General features: G+C 36.5%; 16 protein-coding genes. 5 read left to right on the top strand and 11 right to left on the bottom strand.

What is annotated here, in order from left to right; genetic code table 11:
- Window positions 1-24 precede the first annotated feature (24 nt).
- The 5 genes from LKL37_RS17260 to LKL37_RS17240 all read right to left on the bottom strand — a co-directional run bounded on the left by LKL37_RS17260 (window position 25) and on the right by LKL37_RS17240 (window position 7703).
- Window positions 25-3123: an efflux RND transporter permease subunit gene (locus LKL37_RS17260; protein WP_431611727.1), complete on the bottom strand. Its 3099-nt coding sequence runs from the start codon at window positions 3121-3123 to the stop codon at window positions 25-27.
- Window positions 3123-4238 (bottom strand): efflux RND transporter periplasmic adaptor subunit, encoded by a 1116-nt coding sequence (locus LKL37_RS17255; protein ID WP_431611726.1) that lies wholly within the window; start codon window positions 4236-4238, stop codon window positions 3123-3125. The genes LKL37_RS17260 and LKL37_RS17255 overlap by 1 nt, the downstream gene beginning before the upstream one ends.
- 3 nt (window positions 4239-4241) lie before the next feature.
- The gene (locus LKL37_RS17250; RefSeq protein WP_431611725.1) at window positions 4242-5516 is read right to left on the bottom strand and encodes a TolC family protein; all 1275 of its coding nucleotides are present in this window, start codon (window positions 5514-5516) and stop codon (window positions 4242-4244) included.
- 145 nt (window positions 5517-5661) lie between these two features.
- A complete protein-coding gene (locus LKL37_RS17245) occupies window positions 5662-7026 on the bottom strand; it encodes an ATP-binding protein (RefSeq protein ID WP_431611724.1) in 1365 nt (454 codons plus the stop codon).
- A 2-nt stretch (window positions 7027-7028) separates the two neighbouring features.
- Window positions 7029-7703, bottom strand: coding sequence for a response regulator transcription factor (locus tag LKL37_RS17240; RefSeq protein ID WP_431611822.1), 675 nt, complete (start codon window positions 7701-7703; stop codon window positions 7029-7031).
- A 124-nt stretch (window positions 7704-7827) separates the two neighbouring features.
- On the opposite strand from LKL37_RS17240, the gene rmuC reads away from it, so the two are divergent.
- Complete coding sequence (gene rmuC / locus LKL37_RS17235) at window positions 7828-9333, top strand: DNA recombination protein RmuC (protein ID WP_431611723.1); 1506 nt, start codon at window positions 7828-7830, stop codon at window positions 9331-9333.
- 199 nt (window positions 9334-9532) lie between these two features.
- Window positions 9533-10300 carry a TrmH family RNA methyltransferase gene (locus LKL37_RS17230; protein WP_431611722.1) on the top strand — a complete coding sequence of 256 codons (768 nt, stop codon included), beginning with the start codon at window positions 9533-9535 and terminating at the stop codon, window positions 10298-10300.
- 144 nt (window positions 10301-10444) lie between these two features.
- Here the strand turns inward: LKL37_RS17230 and LKL37_RS17225 are convergent, their stop codons facing one another.
- Entirely contained in the window at window positions 10445-10786 is a 342-nt protein-coding gene (locus LKL37_RS17225; protein ID WP_431611721.1) for a hypothetical protein, read from the bottom strand.
- 183 nt (window positions 10787-10969) lie between these two features.
- Between LKL37_RS17225 and LKL37_RS17220 the strand changes: the two genes are divergently transcribed.
- Window positions 10970-12151, top strand: a complete 1182-nt coding sequence (locus tag LKL37_RS17220) for a hypothetical protein (protein WP_431611720.1) — start codon at window positions 10970-10972, stop codon at window positions 12149-12151.
- Window positions 12135-12716, top strand: coding sequence for a hypothetical protein (locus LKL37_RS17215; RefSeq protein ID WP_431611719.1), 582 nt, complete (start codon window positions 12135-12137; stop codon window positions 12714-12716). The genes LKL37_RS17220 and LKL37_RS17215 overlap by 17 nt, the downstream gene beginning before the upstream one ends.
- Here LKL37_RS17215 and LKL37_RS17210 read toward each other — a convergent pair.
- Together LKL37_RS17210 and LKL37_RS17205 are read right to left on the bottom strand one after the other, a co-directional pair.
- The gene (locus tag LKL37_RS17210) at window positions 12665-13240 is read right to left on the bottom strand and encodes a 5-formyltetrahydrofolate cyclo-ligase (protein ID WP_431611718.1); all 576 of its coding nucleotides are present in this window, start codon (window positions 13238-13240) and stop codon (window positions 12665-12667) included. The genes LKL37_RS17215 and LKL37_RS17210 overlap by 52 nt on opposite strands.
- 72 nt (window positions 13241-13312) lie before the next feature.
- Window positions 13313-14674: a rhodanese-related sulfurtransferase gene (locus tag LKL37_RS17205; RefSeq protein ID WP_431611717.1), complete on the bottom strand. Its 1362-nt coding sequence runs from the start codon at window positions 14672-14674 to the stop codon at window positions 13313-13315.
- A gap of 339 nt (window positions 14675-15013) precedes the next feature.
- Here LKL37_RS17205 and LKL37_RS17200 point away from each other — a divergent pair, with 339 nt between their 5' ends.
- Entirely contained in the window at window positions 15014-16549 is a 1536-nt protein-coding gene (locus LKL37_RS17200) for a trypsin-like peptidase domain-containing protein (RefSeq protein WP_431611716.1), read from the top strand.
- 70 nt (window positions 16550-16619) lie between these two features.
- Here LKL37_RS17200 and LKL37_RS17195 read toward each other — a convergent pair whose 3' ends face one another.
- From LKL37_RS17195 to LKL37_RS17185, 3 genes are all read right to left on the bottom strand, one after another.
- Entirely contained in the window at window positions 16620-17075 is a 456-nt protein-coding gene (locus LKL37_RS17195; protein WP_431611715.1) for a hypothetical protein, read from the bottom strand.
- Window positions 17075-17455, bottom strand: a complete 381-nt coding sequence (locus LKL37_RS17190; protein ID WP_034694591.1) for a RidA family protein — start codon at window positions 17453-17455, stop codon at window positions 17075-17077. The genes LKL37_RS17195 and LKL37_RS17190 overlap by 1 nt, the downstream gene beginning before the upstream one ends.
- Window positions 17456-17579: 124 nt before the next feature.
- Window positions 17580-20165, bottom strand: coding sequence for a putative LPS assembly protein LptD (locus tag LKL37_RS17185; protein WP_431611714.1), 2586 nt, complete (start codon window positions 20163-20165; stop codon window positions 17580-17582).
- Window positions 20166-20184 lie beyond the last annotated feature (19 nt).

Below are 20184 nucleotides of genomic sequence, written 5' to 3'. Positions count from 1 at the left end.
TCATAATGAACAAAATAAAAGAAACTATATTGCTTCCTTATGCTTTTTGCGATAGGCATAATGGAAAATAATTGGCAGTATTGTAAATGACAGCAGCATACAGACGATCAACCCTCCAACAATCATAATGGCTAAAGGTTTCTGAATTTCAGAGCCCATTCCGTTTGACATCGCTGCCGGAAGAAGTCCCATAGATCCCATCAAAGCAATCATCACTACCGGACGTATTCTGCTTTTGACTCCCAGAGCAATAGATTCTTTGAGTGACATTCTGTTTTGCAGATTCTCTTTCATGACTCCTATCAGAACGATACCGTCTATGGTTGCTACTCCGAAAAGGATGATGAAACCAATTCCCGCTGAAATTCCGAATATGGTTCCCGTAAACCAAAGGGATAAAAATCCTCCGATAAACGCAAATGCCAATGTTATGGAAGAAATCAGCGTGTCTTTTATGTTTCCGAAGTTGAAATACAACAGCATCAGAATAAGAACTAAAGAAATCGGTACAACCATTGCAAGCTGTTTTGCTGCTCTTTCTTTACTTTCAAATTCTCCAGCCCATGTCATCTTATGATTTTTAGGAAGCTTTACTTCCTTATCTACTTTTTCTTTTGCTTCCTGAATGGTACTTCCCAAGTCACGTCCTTCAATATTGAATCCAACTCCGATGTATCTGCTGTTTCCTTCACGGTAAATAAATGACGGTCCGGTGTGATAATCAATGGTTGCAATTTCTTTCAGCGGAACTTTTTTATTATCCTGAGTCGGGATGAGAATATTTCCCATCTTTTCAGGAGTATCCCTGTATTGTTTTTCAAACCTAAGCATTACGTCGAACATTCTTTCTTCTTCGTAAAACTTCGTAGCAGCCTGCCCTCCGATTGTCATTTCGATAACCGCCTGTGCATCTGCTGTGGACACTCCATATTTTGCCATCTTGGAATCGTGAAGTTGTATTCTCAGCTCCGGAAGCCCGATATTTTTGAAAACATTCACATCTGATATTCCCGGAACCGTTCTGATGGAATTGGCTACTTTATTGGCATAATTTTCAAGTTCAAAAAGATCATTTCCAAAAATCTTAATCACCAATGGAGCTTTTACTCCTGCTACATATTCTTCCACGTTATCCTGAATCGGCTGACTGAATCCAAAATTGATTCCCGGAAATCTCTCAAGAGAAACTCTCATTTCTTCAAGAAGTTCTTCTTTGGATATCTTTTTCTTCCATTCATTTTCCGGCTTGAGCTGGATATTAAATTCGATATTAAAAAATCCGGTGGGATCTGTTCCATCATTCGGTCGGCCTGTCTGGGTCATGACAAATTTTACTTCATCATATTTCATGAGAATCTCCTTCATCTCTTTGGTCAACCGTACAGATTCATCCAGATTGACACTGTTTGGAAGGGTTGCTCTTACGTAGATTGCGCCTTCGTTTAATTTTGGTAAAAATTCAGATCCGTAATTGGAAAATCTCCATCCACAAATGGCAAGCAAGGCAACGAAGCCAATGATAAATCCTTTTTTGTAACGGTCACTGAACTCATAAATTCTGTAAATATTGACTCTGAAGAATCTTGAAATAAAGTTTTCTTTCTCTTCAATATTTTTCGTCAACAAAAGTTTACACATGGCCGGAACGTAGGTCAAGCTTAAGATCAATGATCCTAATAATGCATATCCCAGCGTAAATGCTAATGGTGAGAACATTTTTCCTTCTACTTTCTGGAAAGAGAAAATTGGCATCAGGGCTACAATAAGAATCAACAGGGCAAAGAAAATATAGCTTGCCACACTGCCTGCGCTTTTCTTGATGATTCCCAATTTTGAAATCTTATTGAATCTCCGCACTCCTATCGCCCTGGCTTTAAGTTCGAGGGCAACAAAGACGTGTTCAACAATCACCAATGTTCCTTCCAGAAGCAGTCCGAAATCCAATGCTCCCATGGAAATCAGGTTAGCCGGCAACCCCTGAATTTTGAGCATAATAATAGCAAACAGGAAAGCCAAAGGAATAACTGATGCTACAATAAAAGTAGTTCTCCAGTTGTAAAGGAAAATAAATACAATAATAGAAACGAGAATGACCCCTTCAATAAGGTTTTTGGAAACAGTATGAACCGTAGTATTCACAAGCTCCGTACGGTCGATGATCGGAACAATCTGCACATCACCGGGAAGCTCTCCCCCGTTAAGTTCTTGTATTCTGTCTTTCAGTCTTGTAATAACTTCACTTGGATTTTCACCTCGAAGCATGATTACAATTCCTTCTACAACATCATTTTCTTTGTTGTATCCTACCTGTCCTAATCTCGGTTTTGCTGAAACTTTTACTTCCGCAACATGTTTTACCAAAATGGGGGTAGAACCTTTTACCTCAATCTGAATATTCTCAATATCTTCTTTTTTCTCTAAAAGACCGATCCCCCGCACTACATAAGCCTGATCACCTTTTGCTACTACATCTCCTCCTACATTGATATTACTCTTCGAAACCGCTTCATACACATCCAGGGGGGAAAGGTCGTAATTGTGTAGTTCCGTAGGATTAATTTTTATTTCATATGTTTTTTCTTCCCCACCAAAACTCACCACATCAGCTACACCCGGAACGGCAAGCAATTCTCTTTCTACCACCCAATCCTGGATGGCTGTTACTTCTTTGATGGGAAGTTTACTTTTGATAATATATCTGTAAATTTCACCTGTAGCACCGGAAGGAGGCTCAATACTATACTCTGCTCCGGCGGGGAGATTTACATTTCCTAATTTATTGGAAGCATATTGCTGTGCATAAAAATCATTCACATGATCATCAAAAATCACGGTAACCACAGACAATCCGAATAAGGAAATAGAACGTACCGAGGTTTTATTCGGGATGGCATTCATTTCTTTGGAAATGGGTAAAGTGACAAATTTTTCTATTTCCTCAGCACTTCTTCCCGGCCACTGGGTAATAACTCTTACCCTTGTATTGGTAACATCCGGAAACGCTTCAATGGGAGTATGCATATAGGAATAGATTCCTCCTGCCAGCAAAAGAAAAGTTCCCAAAAGAACGATCAGTGAGTTTTTTAACGAAAAGGAAACTATATTCTGGACAAATTTTCGCATTACTTCGTGGAATTATTTAATTGGTTTTTCAGGTTTTCATAAATCAGCAGTCCGTTGGAAGCAATGACATTTTCACCTGGTTTTAAATTACCTTCTACATAAATATACTGGCTGTTGGAAGCAATCTCCGTTACCGGTCTGATCTCAAGCTCACAGTCTTTTTTGTAAACGACTACATAACTTTGGTTGTTATCAAAGATTAATGCCTTTACAGGAATAGCCAATGCACTTTTGTTTTGTGAATTGATCGGTAATACAACATCCGCAGACATTCCCGGTCTCAGCTTCATTCCGTTATTATCCATAATGATTTTAGCCTTCAGTACTCTTTCATTTTCATTAAAAACCTGAGAGATATTATTGATTTTCCCTGCAAAACTGTCATCCGGATAAGCAAGTGTTTTTACTACTACAGGCTGATCTACATACACATGTCTCATGTTGGTTGCATATACATTAGCCATTACCCATACTTTATCCAGATTGGAAATGGTAAACAACTGATCTCCGCCAGCAGTAACTGGCATTCCTTTGGAAATATTTTTTGAAATAACATATCCGTCTGCCGGAGCTTTTATCTGAATGGTATTTCCACCCGCTGAATACAGCTGCATATTTTTCTGAGTCTTGGAAATATTGGATTGTAATATGGCTACTTCGGAACGAGCTTCCTGCAAATCCTTCTGAGAGGCAATATCATCTTTATACATGGCTTCTACAGAGGATAGTTTTCTTTTTGCTACGGCTAACTGAGCATGCAAGGTCTGAGTATCATCCTGCATTTCATTCACAGCGGTACTTTTTACACTTGCCAACGTTTGACCTTTTTTCACGTAATCACCAAGTGAGAAATAGGTATCAATCACCACTCCGTCCACAAGGCTTACAAAGGGAACCGTTTTGTCCGAATTGCTTTCCACTTCTCCGGTAAGGGTAATACTTTCCTCTATGGGAAGCATTTCTGCTTTGGCCAGTTTAATATCTTTTTTAAGCTCTTTGCTGATGCAGTAGCCTTTTTCAGCTTCTTTATTTTCCTGTTTTCCGGCACAGCCTGTAAAAATCATGAGGGCAGACAGATAAGCTGCAGCAGTGTATTTAGTAATATTTTTGTTCATATCTTATAAATCTTGTCCTACAACATACTGCAGGTTTTCGTAGTATTGATTCAATTCTTTTTTAGTATCCAGGATGATCATTTTATTACCGATGTAGGTATCCAGAAAGTCCATGTATTCCAACATGCTGATATTTCTTAGTCTGAAGTTTTTTTCATGGCTTACCAGCAGACCATCCAGCGTAGATTCATAATTTTCATCAATCTCTTCTGAAACCTGCTGTGTTCTGATATAGTTTCTGAAAACCGATACAATTTCATTCTCGGATTTCAGCATATTTTTACGGGTCTCCAATTTGCTTTTCTCAATCTCAAGCCTGGCTTCCTGAATATTTCCTTTGTTACGGTCGAAAATGGGAAGATCCATAGAAACACCCAGCCCTATAAAGTCCTTCATGATATTTCCTCCGCGGTCATATCCAATAGAAACAGCAACATCAGGCGTTTTCATCGCATTTTGAATTTCCAGATTTTTGGAAGCATGTTTCTCTTTATTTTTTGAGATCATGATATCCGGTCGGTTTTCTTTTGCCTTTTCTATCCATTGTGTCACTTCCAGCTCCGAAAGTTGTTTTTCAGGCATAACAAATGAATCTGATATCACCAGATAAGATTGAGAAGGCAACATCAATAAGGCTTTAAGTTCTACCTGCTGGTCTTCAATTTCCTGTTTTAATGAAATCAGTTTCTTTTTGAATTCAATTTCCTGTGCCTTTAAGCGGACATATTCAGCTTTACTGATGTTTCCAAGACTTAATTGATTATTATAGGATTTTGTTAATTTCTCAATAGAAGTAATCTGCCCTTGATAAATTTTCTGCTGTTCCTGATTGTAAAGAATATCGGTAATGGTGTTTCTGAGTGTCTTCTTAAGTTCACGCAAAACTTCCTGCAATTCATACTTTTCTCCTTCCACTTCAATTTTCTGCAGTTCAATATTTTTTCTTCTTTTACCCGCAGTCTGAATCACCTGTTCTATTTCAGCAGAAATCTGGGTATTCTTTCCCCAGTTTCCAATGAGCGCAGGCTGTTCTTCGATGTCGTAGGTTCTCCATAAATTCACTTCACTGATGCTTAATTTGGGATTAGGCCAGTATTTAGCCTGAACAGCTCTTGCTTCAGCTTGTGAAATTTCAAGCTTCTGGGCGATAAGGTCGAGGTTTTTAGCCAGAAAAATAGTCTCAGCCTCCTTTCTGCCAATTTTCAGGGTGTCTGAAATCTGTGCTGAAAAGAAACTGAAACAATGAATATAAAGTAGGGTAAAAAATAGTTTCTTCAAGGTCTCTTATTTTAAGACCACAAAGCTATTTGTCTAAGATTAGAGGGAATTTTAAACAAAATTAAAATTCGGTTAGTTCAACATTAGAGTTTGATTAGAATCAAAAAAAACACGAATAACACAAATGTTTTCACAAATAACACGATTACGAATGAACAGGAAATTCAAGTTGAACACTTGTTCCTATATTAATAACAGAGTCAATTTTCATCCCAATATGATGATGATCAAAAATACTTTTTGAAAGTGATAAGCCAATTCCACTTCCTTTCACGGTATCTACATTTTTTCCTCTGTAGAAAGTCTCAGCTATTTTCACAAGATCATCAGAAGGAATTCCTCTTCCTTGATCTCTGACCTCAATATACAATTGATTGTTTTTTTCTGATAGTGTAATCACCACAGGCTTGTCATAGGAATATTTTACTGCATTTTCTACAATATTGTATAATGCAAGATATAATAATGTTTCGTTTCCGGGAAATTCCAGCAAAGCAGGTTTTGTTACCTGAAGCTGTATTTTAATGGATGAATTGTTTTCTTTTGCTTTGGGTTCTAACTTCTCATAAATCTTCCAGATCAGCTCATCCACTCTCATGGGTTTGTGAGAAGATTCAAGTTTTGTCATTCCGGACATCAGCAGAAGGTTGTTGAGAATGTTTTCGATCTCGTATACATTTTCCAGGGACTCTTTTGCCACTTCCCTATATTCTTCAGGCGTACGGTCTTTTTGAGCGAAGACTTCCAGATTTCCGGAGATAGCAGCTAAGGGAGTTTTAAATTCATGGGAAACATAATTGATAAAATTCTGCTGTAAGAGTACATTTTCAGAAATTCTCGCCAGCAGTTTATTATACGATTTTATCAGATCTTCAATTTCATCATTGGTATTTGTGGAAGTAATGATTGCTGTAGAGATGTTATTATATTCCACTTTATTGATACGTTCAACAACGTTGGAAATGGGTTTATAAACCACCTTTGAAAGATATCTGCTCAGAAAATAAATTGCAAGCAATCCAATTAACAATACGGAAAGCATGATAATCGCCAGCCTCAGGATCTGTGATTGAAAAGAATCATTTGAAGATTTTACAAAAACAACAAAATCACCCTGATTATCCGGATAAAAAATTCCATAGTAGAATTGATTATCAGACATAAACTGTATTCCTTTATTATTGCGTACAGCCTGTAAATGGGAAGGTTTTATATTTTTATCGTTTAGATTATGCCCAAAAGTCACTTCATTATTCTGGTTATAGACTGCAACCCTGTTATTCTGAATCAAGTGATTGTATTCTTTTTTGATTTGAGCATGGCGGTCTTTCGGAAGTTCATCTTTTTCGAGATAGTATATGGCAGAAATAAGAGCTGTATTTCTCAGCTTTTCAAAATAAAAAATCTTGGTACTGTCATAATAGGCAAAGAATATCACCGCAGATGTGATGATAGAAACAATGCCGAAAGAAAGGCTTGAAATAAGGGTAAATCTGTTTCTGAGCGTCATTTTCAGTCTTTGATCAAATATCCGGTTCCTTTCACCGTATGAATAATTTTCTGTTCTTTTTCATCAATCTTATTACGGACGTAGGAAATATAAACATCCACTACATTCGTTGTATTATCAAAATCAATCCCCCAAACCTTATGTAAAATCTGAGTTCTGCTCAGCACCTTATTTTTATTCTCCATCAGGAAAGTAAAAAGCTTGTATTCTGTAGGAGAAAATTCTATTTCTCTGTCATTCTGTGTTACCTTATGAAGGTCAGTATCTATGGTGATATTTCCACATGATAAATATTGATCTTCCTTCTGATAGCTCATTTTATTTCTTCTGGTTAACGCTTTAATCCTAGAAATCAGTTCCTCAAAATGGAAAGGTTTTGATAGATAATCATCAGCGCCCATATCCAGCATTTTGATCTTATCATCCGGGCTGTTCAATGCGCTTAAAACCAAAATCGGAGTATAATTTCCTTTAAATCTGATAATTTGAGTAAGCTGCATCCCATCCAATCCGGGAAGCATAATATCCATCAAAATAATATCAAAATCATAAGTATGAAGAAGTTCACGCGCTTTTTCCCCGGAATCTGCAAGGGTCATATTATAACCAGCCTCGGAAAGGCCTTTTATCAGGAAATTGCTGATTCTCTGATCATCTTCTACCAACAAAATATTCATCATTTTCTGAAATTTCCCATAAATATAAGTATTCTAATTAAGAAAGGAAGCCAGAAGAAGGAAGAGGGAGGTAACTTCCAACATCCTTCTTCCTTCTTCCGGCCTTTTTTCATAATTTTGGAAGATGGAGATGATATATTTAATTATTGGGTTGATTGCCGGTGGTGTACTTGGCGCCGTTATATTATATTTTGCACTGAAATCATCAATGGTTTCAAGAAGTTCTTATGACTTGCTGCATACCTTATCTATTAAAACCCAGTCTGATCTTGAAAATTCAAATCTGAAGATTCAGGAGCTTAATCAGAATATCAGCAAAGAAAAAGACGCTAATATGATACAGCAGGATCTTCTGAATGATCTGAAAAATGAGTTTTCTAAAATCTCTGCTGAATATTCTTCCTTACATATTCAGTTTCAGGATTTAAAACAAGTCAATCAGAGACAGACCTCTCAGATAGACACCCATATTCTTGAAAAACAGACTCTTTTTGCGAAAAACGCTGAACTTTCTGCCCAAAATGAGGGTCTTCAGAAATCTCTTGATACTCAGAAAGAAGAAATTATCAAGATTCAGGAAGATTCTAAACTTCAGTTTGAAAACCTCGCCAATAAAATTTTAGAAGAAAAAACAGAAAAGTTTACTACTCTCAATCAAAATAACTTAAAAAATATCCTTGAGCCTTTTCAGGAGAAAATAGCTGATTTAAAAAACAAAGTCAATGAAGCTTACGAAAAGGAAAATAAAGAACGTTTCTCTCTTGCAGAAAAAGTGAAAGAACTGGCAGAACTGAACCAGCAGATTTCCGAAGATGCCAAAAAACTGACCCGTGCTCTGAAAGGAGAAAGCAAAACCCAGGGGAACTGGGGCGAAATGATTCTGGAAAGCATTCTTGAGAAATCAGGATTGGTAAAAGGAAGAGAATATTTCCTGGAACATGAATTGCGTGATGAAGACAATAAAGCTTTATTCTCCGAATTCTCCGGAAAGAAAATGCGTCCTGATGCTGTTGTAAAATATCCGGATGAAAGAAATGTCATCATTGATTCTAAAGTATCACTGACTGCTTTCACAGAATTGGTAGACGAAACCGATGCCGATGTTTATGCTATAAAACTGAGCCAGCACCTTGGATCTATCAAGAATCATATTAATCAACTAAGTCAAAAAGCATACGATGACTATGGAAAATCATTGGATTTCGTGATGATGTTCATTCCTAGTGAACCTGCTTATATTGCTGCAATGCAGGCAGACCAGAATCTTTGGAACTATGCCTATGAGAGAAGAATCCTTCTCCTTAATCCAAGCAATCTGATTACTTCTCTTAAGCTTATTGCGGATCTTTGGAAACGCGAATATCAAAACAGAAATTCCATAGAAATTGCAGAACGCGGAGCCAGACTCTATGATAAATTTGTAGGTTTTGTGGATAATCTGGAAAAAGTAGGCCGAAACCTCGATCAGGCAAAAAATGTATTCAATGATGCCTACAAGCAATTACATACAGGAAATGATAATCTTGTGATCCAGACTCAAAAACTGAAGTCATTAGGAATCAAAAACAAAAAAGACCTGCCTCAAAGTCTTATTGACAACAGTAATCTTATTGATCCATCAGAAAGCTAAACTTTTACGTTTCATTTGCATCTTATCTTAGTACTTCCAGTTTAGTGTGGAAATATTTATAAAATCTTTGGCTATCATCATGATCGCAACTATTATCAATTTTAAAAAGAAAAAATAAAACCCTATTTGAGATTACCTGGAAAAGCCTTTTTATCAAAACCAGAGAAGTTCAATCATAAATTTTGCATAATTTTGCAAAATGTTGATAGAAAGTTTTCAAAACGATAAAATAAAAAATGTCACTAAGCTCCTTACTGACAACAGGTTTCGTAAAAAATCAAAGGTTTTTGTAGTAGAAGGCCAGCAGGAAAATGAAAGAGCCATGCAGTATGATTTCGAACCGCTGGAGTTCTTTATCTGTGAAAATATCTTTAAAGGAACTCTTCCTGATGGAAAAATACATTATGTAAGTGATAAAATATATGAAAAAATAGCTTACAGAGGAAGCTCCGAGGGAATTATCGGAGTATATCATGCTAAAGAAGCTTTACTTTCGTCATTTATTCCTAAAGAAGATTCTACGATAATTATTGTGGAAGGTGTTGAAAAACCAGGAAATCTTGGAGCTATTTTAAGAAGCTGTGAAGCTTTTGGAGTAGATGCACTCATTGTTGCTGATGGAAAAACAGATTTTTACAATCCTAATGTAATCAGATCCAGTGTAGGATGCCTTTTTGGAATGGAAGTATATCAGGCTGAAAACGAAGAAACATTGGAATTCCTTCAAAAAAACAACTTTAATATTTACACTACCCTTATGGATGAAAGCGCTGAAGATCTTTATAAGAGAAATTTCAGACAGCGTTCTGCCGTATTATTCGGTACGGAACATTCAGGGTTGAGTGATTTCTGGATTGGAAAAGGAAAAAATACATTGATTCCTATGGCCGGAAGTATTGATTCATTAAATCTGAGCAATGCAGTAGCGATTACCTGCTACGAATCTTTAAAGCAGAAGAAAGGGTAAATACGGGTTGAGTATTATTTCTGCAACTCTTTATTAAACTTTGTTATGAATGAGATTGCTTCGCCTTCGGCTCGCAATGACTAAGCATAAAAGAACCGTTTCACTGGGTGAAACGGTTCTTTTATTGTTAAGCTTATGCTAGAATTATTTCTTAGCAGCGTCTTTTGCAGCATCTTTAGCAGCAGTTGCAGCTCCTTTAGCAGCATCAGCAGCTCCTTTAGCAGCTTCTCCAGCTCCTTTAGCAGCATCTTTAGCAACTTCAGCACCAGCAGCAGTAGTAGCAGCAGCAGCATCTTTAGTAGCTTCTACAGCAGTAGTTGCAGCAGAATCAACAACTTTAGCAGCAGAGTCAGAAACTACAGCAGCAGAATCAGCTACAGTAGCAGCAGCAGAATCAGTTGTACCTTCAGTAGCAGTAGCTTCAGTTTTTTTACAAGCAACTAGAGAGATTGCAGCGATAGCAGCTACGAATAATGACTTTTTCATAATAAATTAAATTTAATTTTGTTAATATTGTTTTATAAAATTTTCTTCTGTTCTGTTATTTGAACAAGACAAAGGTAGAGCAGTTAGAAAGTTTGTCTATGAAAAATAATTGTAATACCTTTGTAAAATAGTTTTACAAAACAATACAACTGATAATCAACAATTTAATTATTTTTTGAAAAATTGACAGATTTAGATCTATTACACTTTGAGCAGCTAAAAAAGGATGTTCAGGGTCAATACTTAAAAGAATATACCCCTTCACAGGATGACATATCCAAGTGGAAGGGTATAGATATTATATATTTTCAGGAAGACCTGCGGAAAAAGGCAAAAGGGAACATCAGTGAAAAGTCATTTTATACCTATTTTAAAAACTCACCGGTTACCAAACTGCCAAGAATAGATATGCTCAATTTATTGAGTATTTATGCAGGTTACGACTCTTGGTATGAGTTCAAAAAACAGCATCTTTTTGCCGGTGAACTGCTCCAGGAAAATGAGAATTTGGAGGAAGAAGAAATCAGTGAACTAGAAAAAACAGTTTCTGAAGCCCCTGAACTTCCAAAAACTGAAAACCAGCCTAGAAAAGTTGAAATCCGCACCCCGGAAAACACTGATTTACAAAAATCAAATACTGAAAATCAACAAATTACACAAAAACAAGTAACCACAAATGAAATTGAAATTTCCTCTGCTCCGCCTAAGAAAAATTTCTTCAAAAAGAACGCCTGGGCATTCGTTACTTCAATTTTAATTACCATAACCGGTCTTTTAGGATTTAAAGATGTGCTTTTTTCAAAAACTTATAAATATTGTTTCATTGATAAAGACAGAGGGGTATCTGTAATTAATACTTTAGAAATAATGGTGGTGAAAGAAAATGAGTCACCATTGATGTATAAAATAAAACCAGGTGAGTGTTTTTATTATTCAACCAAGGATAAAAATTTAAAAATGCGCATCAGTGCTCCATTCTATGAACCTCTGGAAGTTAACAGAAATCTTGAAAATGCCCCTGAAGAGGAAAAAATCGAACTCAAGCCGGACGATTATAAGATGGCTGTGTATTATTTCTCCATAAAAGATATCAAGGGAGGAAACCCTGATGAACAGGTTGCTCTTATTAAGCAGAAAAGAAGCCAGCTTGAGAACCTGATCAGCAACAATGCTATCATATACCAGGTATATGACAATAACACCTATGGTATAGAAAGGCTGGATAAACAGAAGTATATCACTCTGGTAACCACTCCTACGACCTCACTGAAAAACCTGAATGTAATAGAAATGAAAAAGGATAACAAAGGAAAGATTGTATCCATCAAATTTAAAATTGCTACCACAGATGAAAAGAATAATTAATTTTTTAATTTTCACCGTGCTTCTGACTTTATTTATTGCCTGTAATAATAAAACTTCAGAGGTAAGCGACCTCGATAAACTACGAAACAGCAACAATGAAAAGAGCTATCCTGCAGTGCAAATGGACAGTATGCAGGCTATCAATTCCATTACCAAACAGAAAGTTCAGGAACTTCTGGATCTGTCTACGCTGTATCTTAGCGGAAACAGAAATACCGAAATAGATACCGTTATTTATTCACAGATGGAAAGCTATTTTCACAAACCTGACTCTCTGACCTTTAAAACTCTACTGAAAGAGCTTGACAGCATGAAAGCAAAAACAGCAAAGGTGAGCAACCTGAATGTTTATAAAGAATTTTATAAAAAAGATACGCTGGACTACGCCAAGTTTAATGTAGAATATTTTGACAATAAGAATAAGTCTCTGGGAAGCTTTGAAAAGAATGCACAATATATCCTGCTTTCTACTTCCAAGCTTAAAAAAGAATTCAAATTCTACTTTTTGGATTTTTATTCCAAACCGCTTAAGAAAGACAGTACTTCTGTAGGAGTAACCAAATAGTCTAGGGGAATATCATTTTCCCAGACATCATCCACATATTCATCGGGGTTAAAGTAATTAACTCCGATTTTTTTTGTCTCAGCGGATATACTTTGGAACAAGCCATCATAAAAACCTTTGCCATACCCTACCCGATTTCCTTTTCTGTCGCAGTACAATAGCGGCGTAATCACATAATGAAAGCAATTTTCACCGGAATCCTCATTAGACACTGGTTCTGAAATACCCCAGCTGTTGGTTTCAAAAACAGTCTCATCAGAGATTTCGATATTAATCAGTTTATCTCCTACAACTTTAGGCACATAAACACGGATATTATGCGTTAAAAAATATTGAATGAAGATTTGGGTGTCAATTTCTTTTCTTGCCGGAATCGGGATGAAAACGTGTATTTTTTCTGATTCATTTGGATTGAAATATTGAATGAAGTTTTCAAAAATCTTCTCAGATAACAAGAAAGCCTCATCAGAAGACAAGGCTTTTCTTTTTTGTGTATATTTTTTTCTAAGCTCAGCTTTTAGCATAATTATTAAGTTATTTGAACTGAAATAATTGTTACTCTGACAAGCTTTACAGCTTTATCGCTTAATTTTGGATTATGCGTTTTGCACAATTCTGTACAGTTTATCAGATAAACGAACTCTGAATGGAAGTTCAAAAGTAATCTGATCACCTGGTTTTGCCGTTTCGCAAGGACCTCCGTTAGCATAAATTTCAGTAATCGTAACTTCCTGCTCACCAGTTGTAGGTCCGGAAATTAATACTTTATCTCCAACTGACAGATCTTTGTTTTCAATTAAAAACTGTGCAATCTTTGATTTTGAGTAATAATGTTCTGCTTTTCCAATCAATTCTTTTTTGACAGCAATCTTTTGGCGGATATTCTTTGTTTCAGCTTTTGCTAAAGGCTTATCTGATAAATCCCCTGAGTTTTTGAATTTCAGAGCATCCGATTTTCCTTTTCTGAACACTTTATTTCCAACCTGCAGTCCTTTTCTTAATTGCACCTGCTCGTCCCAAGGTAAATGTATCGTATCCAGACATTCTGTAGAACAGCAGTTTTCCATGGCGGCTTTGCATTCGTCACACTGAATAAACAATAAATGACACGCATCATTAGCACAATTTGTATGGTTATCGCATGGTTTACCACATTGGTGGCACTGTGAAATAATATCGTCTGTAATTCTTTCTCCTAAACGGTGGTCAAATACGAAATTTTTACCAATAAACTTACTTTCTATTCCTTCTTCTTTTATCTGGCGTGTGTATTCAATAATACCTCCCTCTAATTGGTAAACATTTTTAAAGCCCTGATGTTTGAAGTAAGCACTCGCCTTTTCACAGCGGATCCCTCCGGTACAGTACATTAACAGCTTTTTGTCTTCTTTAAAATCCTGCAGCTGTTCGTTGATAATCGGCAAACTTTCTCTGAAGTTTTCCACATCCGGAGTGATTGCCCCTTCAAAGTGTCCTACTTCACTCTCATAGTGGTTTCTGAAATCTACTACAATAGTATTTGGATCTTCAAGTAAATCATTGAATTCCTGAGCTTTTAAATGTATTCCCTTGTTGGTAACATCAAAAGTCTCATCATTCAAACCGTCAGCAACAATTTTGTTTCTGACTTTTATGGTTAATTTTAAAAAAGAGTAATTGTCCTGGTCTACCGCTACGTTCAGACGGATTCCTTTCATGAAGTCATACACTTCCAGCGTATCACGAAAAGCCTCAAACTGATCTGCAGGAACACTCATCTGAGCATTGATTCCTTCAGTCGCAACATAAATACGGCCAAGCGCATCAAGTGCATTCCAGGCTATAAATAATTCGTCGCGAAATTTTTTGGGGTCTTCGATTTTGGCATACGCATAGAAAGACAAAGTAAGACGGTCTTTACCGGCTTCATCAATAAGTTGAGCTCTTTCTTCTGCGCTTAAGGTGTTATACAGTTGCATGCTATAAACGTTTTAAGTGAGAATAAAATTTTTGCAAAGATAAGAATTTTAGAATTAAGTATATTTATGACACAAATCACAAGTCATGAATTATGTACGGCCAGCAATGAATTATGTCTTACTTTATACTATCAGTCTGACATATTTTCTTTAATTTTTTTTTAATTTTTGTTAACTCTGACATTAACAATTATGACATAAGGTATAAAATGATATAATAGCCGTTAAATTTTAGTTAAAATTGAAACATAGCATGCTAATTGCTTACTTATTTAACATTAAATTTGTTTACTCAAAAACATAATAAAGAAATTAATTAATAAACAAGAAAGATATACAATGAAGAGTACTTTAAAAAAACTATTACCATTTGCAGTAGTAGGAGTAATCTCCGGAGCTACTACCGTTGGAGCTTTACAATATTTCGGACACAGCTCCAACAATGGAGATCAATCTTATTTCACAACAGCTGCACCCAACACTTCATTCGCAGGAATGAATACGGGAGCTGTAGGGGATGACTTTGTAAAAGCAGCCAAGACAACCGTTCCGGCTGTAGTTACCATCAAAAATTACCAAAGCAGAACAGCAAGCAGAGCTTCAGAACAAGATCTGTTCGACTTTTTCTTCGGAGATCCTTTCGGGGGAAGAGGTCAGGGCCAGCAGAGACAGAAGCAGCAGCAGACTCCTGACAATATGCCATCAGGAATGGGTTCTGGTGTAATCATCTCTCCAGACGGTTACATCATTTCCAACAACCACGTGGTAGCAGGTGCTAACAAGCTGGAAGTCGTTTTAAGCAACAAAAAATCATATATTGCGACATTGATAGGAACGGACCCTAATACGGACATCTCCTTATTGAAGATTGAAGAAAAAGGTCTTCCTTATTTAAATTTTGCAAATTCTGACAATATTGATGTAGGCCAATGGGTACTTGCAGTAGGAAATCCACTTGGATTAAACTCTACGGTTACAGCAGGTATTGTTTCTGCTAAAGGAAGAGGTATCGGAATTTTGGGAAGCCAGGGAAAAGCAACTAATCCTATTGAAAGTTTCATTCAAACGGATGCTGCGATCAATCCGGGGAACTCAGGAGGAGCCTTGGTGAATACAAACGGTGAGCTTATCGGTATCAACTCTGCAATTCAGTCTACTACAGGATATTACCAGGGATACGGATTTGCAGTTCCTTCTAACCTTGCAAGAAAAATTGTAGAGGATATCAAGAAATTCGGAATCGTACAGAGAGGATTCTTAGGAGTTCAGTCTTTAGATCTTTCGAATGATCAATTGGTAACTTCCTACAATCAGCAGTATAAGACTAACCTAAAAATAGGATCTGGAATCTATATTACAGGATTTGGTGATAACAGTGGTGCTGAAGATGCAGGTTTGAAAAAAGGAGACGTTATCACAAAAGTAGACAACTATGATATCACAGACTTTGCAGACCTTTCTATGTCAATTGGAAGCAAACGTCCAGGCGATAAAGTACAGGTAACTTATTTAAGAAATGGTAAAGAAGGAACTACTACGGTAACGCTTAGAGATCAGAAAGGAGGAACCTCTACAAGAACAAAAGCAGATCTTAGTGTAACAGAAAAAATTGGGTCTGAATTCCAAAGCATTGATGACAGAACAAAAGCTTATTACGGCTTAAATAGTGGGGTTGTTGCTAAAAATGTTGTAGAAGGAAGCGAAATGGCTAAAGCAGGAATTGTAGACGGTTATATCATTACAGAAATCAATGGTAAGCCAGTAAACTCACAGAAAGATGTGGAAAATTTACTGAATAAATTCTCCGGAACCGCACAAATAAAATACATGGACGACTACGGAAGAAATTACCAAAGAGGATTTAAAATGCCTTAATCTTAAAACCAATTAGTTTTTCATATCAATAAAAAACGCTGCAGAAATCTGCAGCGTTTTTTTATATTTTTTATTTAGGCTTATTCATTTTTTCAGCAATCCTTTTCTTCTTGTTCCGCTCATAAATAATTTCTACAATCTTACCGCCAATCCACGAAAACGGAAAGAACGTAAGAAAAATAGAGATCTTATAAAATGTAGGATGGTAAGGGAAAATAATAACATCCAGCATTGCTATAAAGAGCATAATAAATCCGATCAGAATAGCATAAGCTACTTTAGCATACTTTACGATAATAGCCGTAGCAACTCCCCCAATAGTAGTTCCCAATCCGGAAATAAACAAAAGGAAGCCGAAAAACGCCTTATCATCTTTCATGCTGAAAAGAAACCTTTGCCAGTGCTCAAACGGAGCAAAAGCTTCAAAAGTTATCCATTGCGGAAAAGCTCTTATACCAAGAGTAATAATAAGTCCTGTAATACCAAGACCTACCAGAACCGCAATTGTATTTCTTATAAAATTCATTAATCCTGATGTGCAATCATAGAAATTTCGATATCCACATTTTTAGGCAGGCATGAAACCTGTACTGTTTCACGTGCAGGATAGCTTTCTGAATCTAAGTAAGAGGCATAGATATCATTCATTACAGCAAAATCATCCATACTCTTAAGGAAGATGGTAGCTTTTACAACATTCTTGAAAGTCATGCCGGCTTCAGTAAGAATCGCTTCAAGGTTTTTCATTACCTGGTGCGTTTCCTTTTCAATACCTTCTACCAATTTACCAGTTGCAGGATCTACAGGAATCTGTCCGGAGATATACAAAACTCCATTTGCCATATTAGCTTGTGAATAAGGCCCGATAGCTGCAGGTGCATTAACTGTGTTTATTATTTGTTTCATATGCGGATATTTATTTTTTCTATGGTTATATGCAATCATCTACGCATTTTCGTTAGCGATGATTTCATTAGAATTTATTTTGGTTGCAAATATAAAATTTATATTCTCAAATGCCAATCTGATATTAGAAAGGTGCATTAGGCTGGGTAAAGCTTCTGTCTTTGTACTTCAGAGCATCACTTAAGATGTTGGCTTTGATCCCGATAAAGAAGTCATACACTTTATATTGTCCGAAAGGAACCCAGTTGAAATTGATCGTAAAACTTCGCTGATCTCTCGAGAAACCAATTCTTGTATACGCCAATTGTTTAGTCACCATATCATAATGCGTACTTCCGTTAACATTCCAGTAAGGTGTCAGCTTGATGCTTCCATCCAATCCTAATGATGCAATTTTGTTGCCTAATTTGCTTAATCCTTTCGAGTAGGCATAGTTGGCACTGATGTTTAAAGTCCATGCCTGGTTAAAGTGAGCGTAATGATCATCATCAAAATAATAATTTTCATTTCGGACTTCACCTTTCGAAGAATATTTTTTAGCATAGTCTGTCTTTTCTCCAAAAATCTCGCTGCTTAAAGGATAAGATAACTGTACATTGAATCCTTGTACACTGAAGTGTCCGAACTGTTCTGTTCTTATACCTGTATCCTGTCCTGAAGAGAAATCAATTTTATAAGGTTCCAATGAAAGACTGGTATTTACTGTAAGCTTATTGTTGAAGAAAGATGATTGCCCGTTGATTGTGAATACAGACCAAGGGTGATCTTTAGCCGCGAAGTTGTAGCTTCCTGCAAGGTTTAAAGATTCAAAAATCTTGATTTTTTTCACTCCCGTAGAGTCGCTCTTAGACTTTACTTTCATTTCGATATTGTTACCGATATTAAACCCTAAAGCACCTACCATTCCGCTTGACGGACTTCCGATAATTCCCTTTTCGAAAATGGAATAAGGAGTCAGCGCTCCGGTTGCATTGTAATAGTTTCTGTAATATCCGAAATTAGGACTTGAAAAATCCGGAGCATAGGTAAAACCAATACTTGGTGTCATCATATGTCTTATTGCTTCTACTGCAGATCCTTTTTTGAATTTCATCATTCCATAAAGAGTAGTCTGAAGACTGGCAGATGTAGAAAAAGTAGAATATCCGGTAAAGTTTTTGTTGATCTGATCTACTGTTACATTCTTTATCGGATCGTAATATCTGTTCAGCGTTTTTGTGGTCAACGCATTGTCAATATTCGCACTTAAACTAAAGGTAAAATATTTTGCCACTGTTGTATTGGTAGCCAAAGCGATATTGTTTTTAAGCCCTGTCTGCATTTTGTCCCACATTTCTTTTTTAAATAGCTCATTTTCCTGAGTATTTACGAAATTGGTAAGGTTGAAACCGGTATTCACCGTAATATTTTCAAGAAGCCCCTGTCTGATTCCCGTTCTTGATTTAAACAGATAGAACTGGTTGATGGCAACATTCATCTGCGGAAGACGAAGATCCGCTAATCCTGTTGCAAAGTTCTGAGAGTAAGAAGCCGTTCCTGTAATAGTCATCGGAAGCTTCAGAAATCTTTTGGTAAGAGTTACCGTGGAGTTCTGCTGGGTATTCAACACGTTCTGGTTGAAAATATAGTTGTTGTTAAGCGGATTGTTGTAAAACTTTGTACTTACGATATCCACGGAAGCACTGAATGTAAGAAAAGGATTCGCTTTAGAATCCTGAGAGTGTGTCCAGTTGATTCTGTATGTACTGTTTTTAGAATAATCGTCCAGCCCTTTAATCCCTCTCACCATAGTTCCAATATCTGCTGTAAAGTTTCCGGAATAACGGTATTTCTTCTGATAGTTTACCTGTGGACGTAAATTCCAGCTTCCTTTTGTATAGATATCAGCCAGAACTTTAAGGTCAAAATGTTCTCCAATCGGCTGGTAATATCCAATTCCGTTAAGGAAAAATCCTACATCTTCCCTTTCCCCGAAACTCGGGATAAGGATACCCGCTGCTCTTTTAGCTGAAAACGGCAAAATAGCAAATGGAAGATAAAGAGGGGTGGGAACCTGCTCAATAAACATCTGAATAGGCCCTGTAACAATCTGGGATTTATTTTTGGTTTTAATCAGCTTAATATTATAAGCTCTCATAAAATAATCCGCCGCTGTATCTTTTTTCTTAATGAAATAATCATCCGTTGTGTAATCCGCTTTTCTCATCGCGAATACGGAATCGTTATATTTTTTAGTTTTTTGAGCTATAATTACTCCTTCACTTTCTTCTGTTCGTGCATTGAAAGCGATGGCCTGTTTGGTTTTTGTATTATAGCTGAACTCGTTGGTTTCATATTTTTTCCCGGCCTGCGTAGTAATTACAGGTTCGATGATTTTCCCTAAAGAGTCTTGTTTCCCTCTGGCGTAGATCAGATTTTTATTATCATCAATAGAAATATAATCTGCATCAATCTGCATATCCTGGTACTTTACCTGCGCATTTTTGTTCAGGAAAGTCATCTTTTTAGGGATGTCCCTTCTCTGATCGTCAGCTTTGGTACGAAGAATATCATCCAGAGATTCTTTTTTTACAACTATGGTATCCTTTTTGGAAATAGTATCATTAACCGCATTTTTAGGCAATTTTTCAGGAGTTTTTTGTGCTAAAAAATTGTTAAAAATTAGGATAATTAAAATTTGTAATATATTTTTGAGGACGGTTTTGGCCAATGTTATTCTATATAATTAA

It is taken from the genome of Chryseobacterium sp. 'Rf worker isolate 10' (assembly GCF_050753305.1).
In the GTDB taxonomy this organism is placed as follows: Bacteria; Bacteroidota; Bacteroidia; order Flavobacteriales; family Weeksellaceae; genus Chryseobacterium.
The sequence above is the reverse complement of the archived record's forward strand: the minus strand, read 5'-3'. Positions and strand labels throughout refer to the sequence as shown.

Coding starts and splice junctions, on each gene's coding strand:
- LKL37_RS17260 (WP_431611727.1), bottom strand. CDS start 3,123: ATGCGAAAATTTGTCCAGAATATAGTTTCCTTTTCGTTAAAAAACTCA.
- LKL37_RS17255 (WP_431611726.1), bottom strand. CDS start 4,238: ATGAACAAAAATATTACTAAATACACTGCTGCAGCTTATCTGTCTGCC.
- LKL37_RS17245 (WP_431611724.1), bottom strand. CDS start 7,026: ATGACGCTCAGAAACAGATTTACCCTTATTTCAAGCCTTTCTTTCGGC.
- LKL37_RS17240 (WP_431611822.1), bottom strand. CDS start 7,703: ATGAATATTTTGTTGGTAGAAGATGATCAGAGAATCAGCAATTTCCTG.
- rmuC (WP_431611723.1), top strand. CDS start 7,828: ATGGAGATGATATATTTAATTATTGGGTTGATTGCCGGTGGTGTACTT.
- LKL37_RS17230 (WP_431611722.1), top strand. CDS start 9,533: ATGTTGATAGAAAGTTTTCAAAACGATAAAATAAAAAATGTCACTAAG.
- LKL37_RS17225 (WP_431611721.1), bottom strand. CDS start 10,786: ATGAAAAAGTCATTATTCGTAGCTGCTATCGCTGCAATCTCTCTAGTT.
- LKL37_RS17215 (WP_431611719.1), top strand. CDS start 12,135: ATGAAAAGAATAATTAATTTTTTAATTTTCACCGTGCTTCTGACTTTA.
- LKL37_RS17210 (WP_431611718.1), bottom strand. CDS start 13,240: ATGCTAAAAGCTGAGCTTAGAAAAAAATATACACAAAAAAGAAAAGCC.
- LKL37_RS17205 (WP_431611717.1), bottom strand. CDS start 14,674: ATGCAACTGTATAACACCTTAAGCGCAGAAGAAAGAGCTCAACTTATT.
- LKL37_RS17200 (WP_431611716.1), top strand. CDS start 15,014: ATGAAGAGTACTTTAAAAAAACTATTACCATTTGCAGTAGTAGGAGTA.
- LKL37_RS17195 (WP_431611715.1), bottom strand. CDS start 17,075: ATGAATTTTATAAGAAATACAATTGCGGTTCTGGTAGGTCTTGGTATT.
- LKL37_RS17190 (WP_034694591.1), bottom strand. CDS start 17,455: ATGAAACAAATAATAAACACAGTTAATGCACCTGCAGCTATCGGGCCT.